This window comes from Sulfitobacter sp., assembly GCF_036961165.1.
Taxonomy (GTDB): Bacteria; Pseudomonadota; Alphaproteobacteria; order Rhodobacterales; family Rhodobacteraceae; genus Sulfitobacter.
Window position 1 is genome coordinate 1 of sequence record NZ_JBALVJ010000128.1, and the last position, 6,262, is coordinate 6,262.

At 51.9% G+C, this 6,262-nt stretch carries 6 protein-coding genes and 1 pseudogene; 4 read left to right on the forward strand and 3 right to left on the reverse strand.

The genetic code is table 11. From position 1 onward, the window contains the following. Positions 1–51: 51 nt before the first annotated feature. Both V7730_RS21650 and V7730_RS21655 read right to left on the reverse strand, forming a co-directional pair. The gene (locus tag V7730_RS21650) at positions 52–606 is read right to left on the reverse strand and encodes a TniQ family protein (protein ID WP_335749633.1); all 555 of its coding nucleotides are present in this window, start codon (positions 604–606) and stop codon (positions 52–54) included. Between the two features lie 917 nt (positions 607–1,523). After that, entirely contained in the window at positions 1,524–2,429 is a 906-nt protein-coding gene (locus tag V7730_RS21655; protein ID WP_335749634.1) for a LysR family transcriptional regulator, read from the reverse strand. Positions 2,430–2,540: 111 nt separating this feature from the next. On the opposite strand from V7730_RS21655, the gene V7730_RS21660 reads away from it, so the two are divergent. The 4 genes from V7730_RS21660 to V7730_RS21675 all read left to right on the forward strand — a co-directional run bounded on the left by V7730_RS21660 (position 2,541) and on the right by V7730_RS21675 (position 5,353). Continuing rightward, positions 2,541–2,972, forward strand: coding sequence for a DoxX family protein (locus V7730_RS21660; protein ID WP_335749635.1), 432 nt, complete (start codon positions 2,541–2,543; stop codon positions 2,970–2,972). A gap of 35 nt (positions 2,973–3,007) precedes the next feature. Continuing rightward, on the forward strand, positions 3,008–3,613 hold the full coding sequence (locus V7730_RS21665) for an NADPH-dependent FMN reductase (protein WP_335749636.1): 606 nt from the start codon (positions 3,008–3,010) through the stop codon (positions 3,611–3,613). Next, positions 3,610–4,545, forward strand: a complete 936-nt coding sequence (locus V7730_RS21670) for a pirin family protein (protein ID WP_335749637.1) — start codon at positions 3,610–3,612, stop codon at positions 4,543–4,545. The genes V7730_RS21665 and V7730_RS21670 overlap by 4 nt, the downstream gene beginning before the upstream one ends. Before the next feature lie 67 nt (positions 4,546–4,612). Further along, positions 4,613–5,353, forward strand: coding sequence for a pirin family protein (locus tag V7730_RS21675; protein ID WP_335749638.1), 741 nt, complete (start codon positions 4,613–4,615; stop codon positions 5,351–5,353). 87 nt (positions 5,354–5,440) lie between these two features. Here the strand turns inward: V7730_RS21675 and V7730_RS21680 are convergent. Further along, positions 5,441–6,214 (reverse strand): annotated as a pseudogene (locus tag V7730_RS21680) (3-keto-5-aminohexanoate cleavage protein); the annotation flags it as partial. Between the last annotated feature and the right edge of the window lie 48 nt (positions 6,215–6,262).

Below are 6,262 nucleotides of genomic sequence, written 5' to 3' on the forward strand. Positions count from 1 at the left end.
TCGTTCGGGTTGGATACATCTTAGCACGCTGTCCAATTTTGCCGGACCACTTCACGGCGAAGGCGGCACACGCGGCTGTTCTAATCGGCCATCGAGGACGGCAGGCAGAATTTCAGCGAGGCGGGCTGAAATGTCGAACCGATCAGTCGGTGGCCCGTATTCCCAAAGCGGAACCAAGGGGTGCTGGTGCGCGACGCAAATATTAAGTTCCCGCAATTGCCAATCCCCTCGCATCGCCATGTGGCTGAGCGGATGCGAGAGATCGGCTTCGCTATCTTCGCGCAGGCAAATCGGGCAGCCCCGAATGATCGGGTTTCTGAGCGCTCGGGAGACAAAAACCTCGCCGCGGAAGGCCATCCGGACATCGCCCACCCTTTGCCCGGTCCAAGACATGAGCTCTTTAAGCTGTTTATCGGTAAGTCCACCGCATTCAGCGAGACTGCACGCAGCCTCTTCCTCGAGACTGATAATTTTCTTGAGTGAAAAGCCCATGTCCAGGGCAAAATTAGCAGTAGACACACCGTTCATCGCCGCGATACGCGATAAATATGACGGTATCGTTTCCCTGTGAGCGGGCACGGGACGGAGGGGAAGAGCATTCAGCACAATATCTAATATAGGTCTGTGCGGATGAACACGAAAGGTATGATGTGTTGAACTTTCGGATCAGACACCAGGGGCTGGCCATGTTATGAAGGGGTACATGACATGCGCATGTTGAGGGTACTTCAAATACAAACTCAAACTTTGGCCTATTTGATGAAACGTGTTGTTGGGACAACCAAATAATGACCACTGCACAGGTTAAGGCTGCCATTTTACAAGCAAATGGCGGCCATTGGCTTCTAAAGAAGGGATTTAGGCTGTTGAGTTAGGCCTAAGGTACCGCGTCGATGAAAATGCGCTGAAAATACTGGAACTGGTGAAACTCAGCCGCGTAATCGCTTTGTCTGACTGAAATATTATAGTCAGCCATACGGACGCGACGGATTAGCCACTTTGACGGTGCGCTTAACGCGAATGGCTGACAGCGGACCTCCGCGACAGTGTCGAGCGCTGCGATGCATTTTCCCAGACCGGCCATTCGCTGCAACCGCAATAACTGTGGAGCGATCGCGAACGATCGGACGGGTGGTCGTGCGACTTCGCCTGCGTTTCGCGTTACATTGCAGGAAAAGTAAGAACCCACTTCGGATTGTTGCTGACAACTTGCTGCGATAGGTATGTGCATGGCGCAGCATCTGTAACTATCGGCCCATAGCTGCCGTTCACGTCCACCTCAGGTTGCTGCGGTGCGGCCCGTCGAAGCGGCCATTCGTGCATTGTGCAGCATTTTGTCGACTGGAACATTGGTCAGCGGACAAAGTGAACTTTCGCTGCGGTTGCGCGTGTGTCCGCTATTGGCAGTTTGTACGATGTTATACTCCATTAGCTTTCATTGGTTTCAAACATTATCACAACGAACTTTCCAAAATGTCTGCCGAGTTTCAAGCATGCAACCACCGGTATTTATTGTCGTGACTTTAGCTTTCCCACGGCAGTTGTTTGCATGTCGAGACCAGATGATCGACGAACAACCGCTGCCGGGTGGACTGGAAACGGTTTGGTTGGAACACTGCGTAGATATCCCGCTTGGGCGACGTGACGTGATCAGACAACACCGCCTGCAGCTCATGGTTCTTGATGTGCTCGGCAACGTAGAAGATGGGAAGAATTGCGATGCCGACGCCCTCTAATGCCGCGCGACATAGTATATCTCCAGAATCTGATTTGAATGTCCCACTCAAACTAACTTGGCCGTGCTGACCTGCCGTGTCCTGATAGCGCCACTCGTGCAGCCCGCTGTTTCCAGTGAATGCCAACACATTGTGGTGCGCCAGATCATCTGGTTTCTGTGGGGTGCCATGTGCTTCAAGATAACCGGCGCTTGCACATATCACAAAAGGACAAGATGCCATGCGCCGCGCGATAAGTGATGTGTCTTTTAGTGACCCAATCCGCACAGCGAGATTAAATCCTTCATTCACGATATCGACGAAGCGTTCGTCCAAACTCACATCCAGTTCAACTTCGGGATATTCCGCCGCAAAAGACGCAATCGCTTGCCCGAAATATTTGATCCCTAGGCTCTGCGGAAAACTGACCTTCAATGGCCCTCTGGGGCGCGATTTCAATTCGTAGATCTGCTCACGCGCCTCTTGCAAGTCCTCTAATGCGCGGGCGGCGCGTTCATAATAAACCGCCCCCTCTTCGGTAACAGATACATTCCGCGTCGTGCGGTTGAGCAGTTTGACCTGCAGATCCTGCTCTAGGTTCTGGACCTGCTTTGAGACTGCTGAGCTGGTAATGCCCAACATGCGCGCAGCACCAGCAAAGCTCTGGGCTTTAACAACGGCGATAAAGACGCCAACGCGTGACACATGATCCATCTACATTATCAACCTAATGGAATGAGTTACCTTCCAAATGACATTATTATCAAATCCATGGCAACATGCAATCTATGCTTCAACAGACACAAACACATATGGAGCAAGACAATGACACAGCATACCAACCCAAACTACGGCGCACTCATCACCCGCTTGTCCCTTGGGGGCATCCTGTTATCTCACGGACTTTTAAAAGTACTCGTTTTCACGATCCCCGGCACCGTGGGATATTTTGCCAGCCTCGGGCTTCCCCCAATCGCGGCCTATCTGACTATCTTCGCAGAAATCTCAGGCGGTACAGCGATCCTTTTGGGTCTCTACACGCGCTTGGCCTCACTCCTCTCGATACCGCTGCTGCTGGGTGCGCTTTGGGCACATGCAGGCAACGGTTGGGTCTTCAGCTCAGAGGGCGGCGGTTGGGAATTCCCATTGCTGCTGGTGGTTCTTGCAGCTGCCGTCGCGCTTCAGGGCAATGGTCCGTTCGCACTGCGTAAACTGCAGGTGATCGACGGTTTTATCCCACAATCTTTGCGGGCTTAACACTAACCTCTGTCCCTAATTCGAAAGCAAGAATTATGCCCAAACTTCTCATGTTCGCCGGAAGCGCACGAACTGCTTCAACAAACAAAAAACTCGCAGCTTTGGCTGCGAGCACGGCTCAAAAAGCCAATCTCGACGTCACTCTAATAGACCTCAAAGACTTCGAGATGCCGATCTATGATGGTGACCTTGAAGACGATGCAGGCCTGCCGGAAAACGCTAAACGGCTCAAACAACTCTTCGTTGAGCATGATGGAATATTCATTGCTTCGCCGGAATATAACAGCTCGTTTTCTCCGCTGCTGAAAAACGCATTGGACTGGATTTCTCGCCCACACACCGAGAATGAACTCTCACTTTGGGCCTATAATGGCAAGGTCGCAGCCCTTGGGTCAGTCGCTCCTGGCGCTTTGGGTGGTTTGCGTGGTCTTGTTCCGCTTCGCATGATGTTGGGAAATATCGGCGTGACTGTGGTGCCAAATCAGGTCGCCATTTCGAATGGGTTTAGCGCATTTGATGACGCTGGCGCACTCAAAAATGAGCAACAATCTCAGATGCTGAAGGCCACGCTCGACCAATTAATCTTAACAACGCGTGCGATGACTGGGCTGTCTCAAAAGGAAGAAAGGAATACGTTATGAGCTGGAACCCTTCAATTGAACCAACCTGTCCCGGTGCAGGTGACGTTGATGCGATAGAAACACTGATCGTGCCACGGGCGCGAGACATTGGGAATTTCGAGGTCCGACGCGCACTCCCATCGGCGAGACGCCAAATGGTCGGTCCTTTCGTGTTCTTTGACCAAATGGGTCCCGCTGAATTTATCACAGAACAAGGCATCGACGTGCGTCCGCATCCCCATATCGGATTGGCGACAGTGACCTATCTCTACAATGGAGAGTTTCAGCACCAGGATTCCCTTGGCACCAACCAGATGATTTACCCCGGCGAGGTGAATTGGATGATAGCCGGTAACGGTGTCACCCATTCAGAACGCACAAGTGAGCAAACCCGCAAAGGTCCCAGTAGCCTGTTCGGCATTCAGACATGGGTGGCCTTACCGGAGGAAGCAGAAGACATGGATGCAGATTTCGAACATCACAAAGAAGAGGCCCTTCCTTTCATTGAGGGTGAGGGTAAGCAAGTGCGCCTCATTCTTGGCAACGCTTGGGGCGAACGTGCACCGACAAAGACATTCTCCGAGATGTTTTACGCGGACGCCATCCTGGACGCCGGTGCCTTGCTACCAATGCCCGACAACCATGAGGATCGCGGTATCTACGTTACTGATGGTTCGATTGAAGTCGCTGGCGACACGTTTCATTCCGGTCAAATGATGGTGTTCCGTCCCGGTGATGCAATCACTGTCAAAGCTGGCCCAGCTGGCGCAAGGCTGATGTTGCTTGGCGGCGAGACACTGAACGGGCCCCGTCACATCTGGTGGAATTTCGTCGCGTCTTCGAAAGACAAGATCGAAGCCGCTAAGGAAGCATGGGCCGCAGGTGATTGGGAACATGGTCGTTTTCAACTCCCCCCATCAGACAATGGCGAATTCATCCCCTTGCCCGACTAATTGAGCGCCTCGCCTTCGTCCGACGCAGGTTCGCGACATAACCAATAGCCTATGAAAGATTAGCAACATGATTATTGATCAGAGCACCACCCAACAAGGTGACATGAGTTTAACCCTTCGCCACGCCAAAGATCGGGGGCAAGTCGACTTTGGCTGGCTCAAGTCAGCCCATAGTTTTAGCTTTGGAAATTACCATGACCCTAAGCATATGGGATTTGGAAATCTGCGTGTCATCAATGATGACCTTGTCGAAGGTGGCAAAGGATTTGGTCAGCATCCACACAAAAACGCCGAGATTTTTTCCTATGTCTTGGGCGGCGCTCTTGAACACAAGGACTCTTTGGGTAACGGATCGGTCGTCAGCGCGGGCGGCGTTCAATATATGAGTGCAGGGTCCGGCGTGACCCATTCCGAGTTCAATCCGTCTTCGACTGACGAAATGCGTTTTTTGCAGGTTTGGCTATTGCCCGCGACGCAGAACACCAAGCCCGCCTATGATACCATTGATCTGACAAACGACGACAAGAGTGGGAAACTCAAACTGTTCATTTCCCGAGATGGGTGCGAAGGCTCCATGACAACCCAAGCAGACGCAAGCGTTTATGCGGCGACATTGGAAGGCGGCCAAGTCATCAGCACTAATTTGAGAGCTGGGCGCAAAGGTTGGGTGCAGGTTGCTGACGGATCTCTAAACGTAAATGGTATCCCTTTGTCAAAGGGCGACGGCCTTGGCATTGACGGCAACGGCTCGCTGACGTTTGACCAAGGAAAAACGGCCGAGATCTTGTTTTTTGATCTCGCGCAATAGTCATATTTAACAATTCTGGTGGCATGTCCGTGCCACCAGATCGGCTTCGACGCTTTTTGGAATTGTAACAAAATGGGTGCGGAATAATCAGGTCAATCCGAGCAATGATCGCGCCTCTGAACAGTCAGCAACGGGGCGTTCGTATCTGTCGCAAAGATCAACGACACGCCGTACCAAAGCTGCGTTAGATGGCGCTAGGTTAGCCTTGTCGATACGAATGTTGTCCTCAAGTCCTGTTCGCGCATGCCCGCCCGCAGAAACTGACCAGTCATTTAGAGTAAATTGATCTGCCCCAATTCCTGCCGCACACCACTGTGCCTTATCGCCAAACAACCGTTTGACGGTTTGAACATAGAAATCAAGGACATGCCGATCAGCGGGCATGGCATTTTTGACCCCCATGACAAATTGCACATAGGGAATATCGGTTATCTTCCCCGTCATGTGCATCTCTGCGGCCTTAAAAATGTGAGAAAGGTCAAAGGCTTCAATTTCTGGCTTTACGCCATGAGTAACCATTTCCGACGCCAACCAATCAACCAGATCGGGTGGATTTTCATATACGCGGGTCGGAAAATTGTTGGATCCGACGGAAAGTGACGCCATGTCGGGCTGAAGTGAGATCATGCCGCCACGCGTTTTCCCCGCGCCGGAGCGTCCGCCAGTTGAAAATTGAATAATCATTCCGGGGCAGTGTTTTTCCAAGCCCTCTTTCAAAGCTGCAAACTTGTCCGGATCGCTTGAGGGTGTTTCGTCATCATTGCGAACATGAGCATGGACAATGCTAGCCCCGGCTTCAAACGCTTCATGCTTGCTTTCGACTTGTTCGGACACAGTGATGGGCACCGCCGGGTTTGTTGAATGTCACTGAGAGCTGACCCGGTAGCCCCATAAATTGTCACTGAGAAT

Bases quoted from the DNA above. Each gene is read 5' to 3' on its own strand.
- V7730_RS21670 (WP_335749637.1), top strand. From the start codon at position 3,610: ATGAGCTGGAACCCTTCAATTGAACCAACCTGTCCCGGTGCAGGTGAC.
- V7730_RS21665 (WP_335749636.1), top strand. From the start codon at position 3,008: ATGCCCAAACTTCTCATGTTCGCCGGAAGCGCACGAACTGCTTCAACA.
- V7730_RS21655 (WP_335749634.1), bottom strand. From the start codon at position 2,429: ATGGATCATGTGTCACGCGTTGGCGTCTTTATCGCCGTTGTTAAAGCC.
- V7730_RS21675 (WP_335749638.1), top strand. From the start codon at position 4,613: ATGATTATTGATCAGAGCACCACCCAACAAGGTGACATGAGTTTAACC.
- V7730_RS21660 (WP_335749635.1), top strand. From the start codon at position 2,541: ATGACACAGCATACCAACCCAAACTACGGCGCACTCATCACCCGCTTG.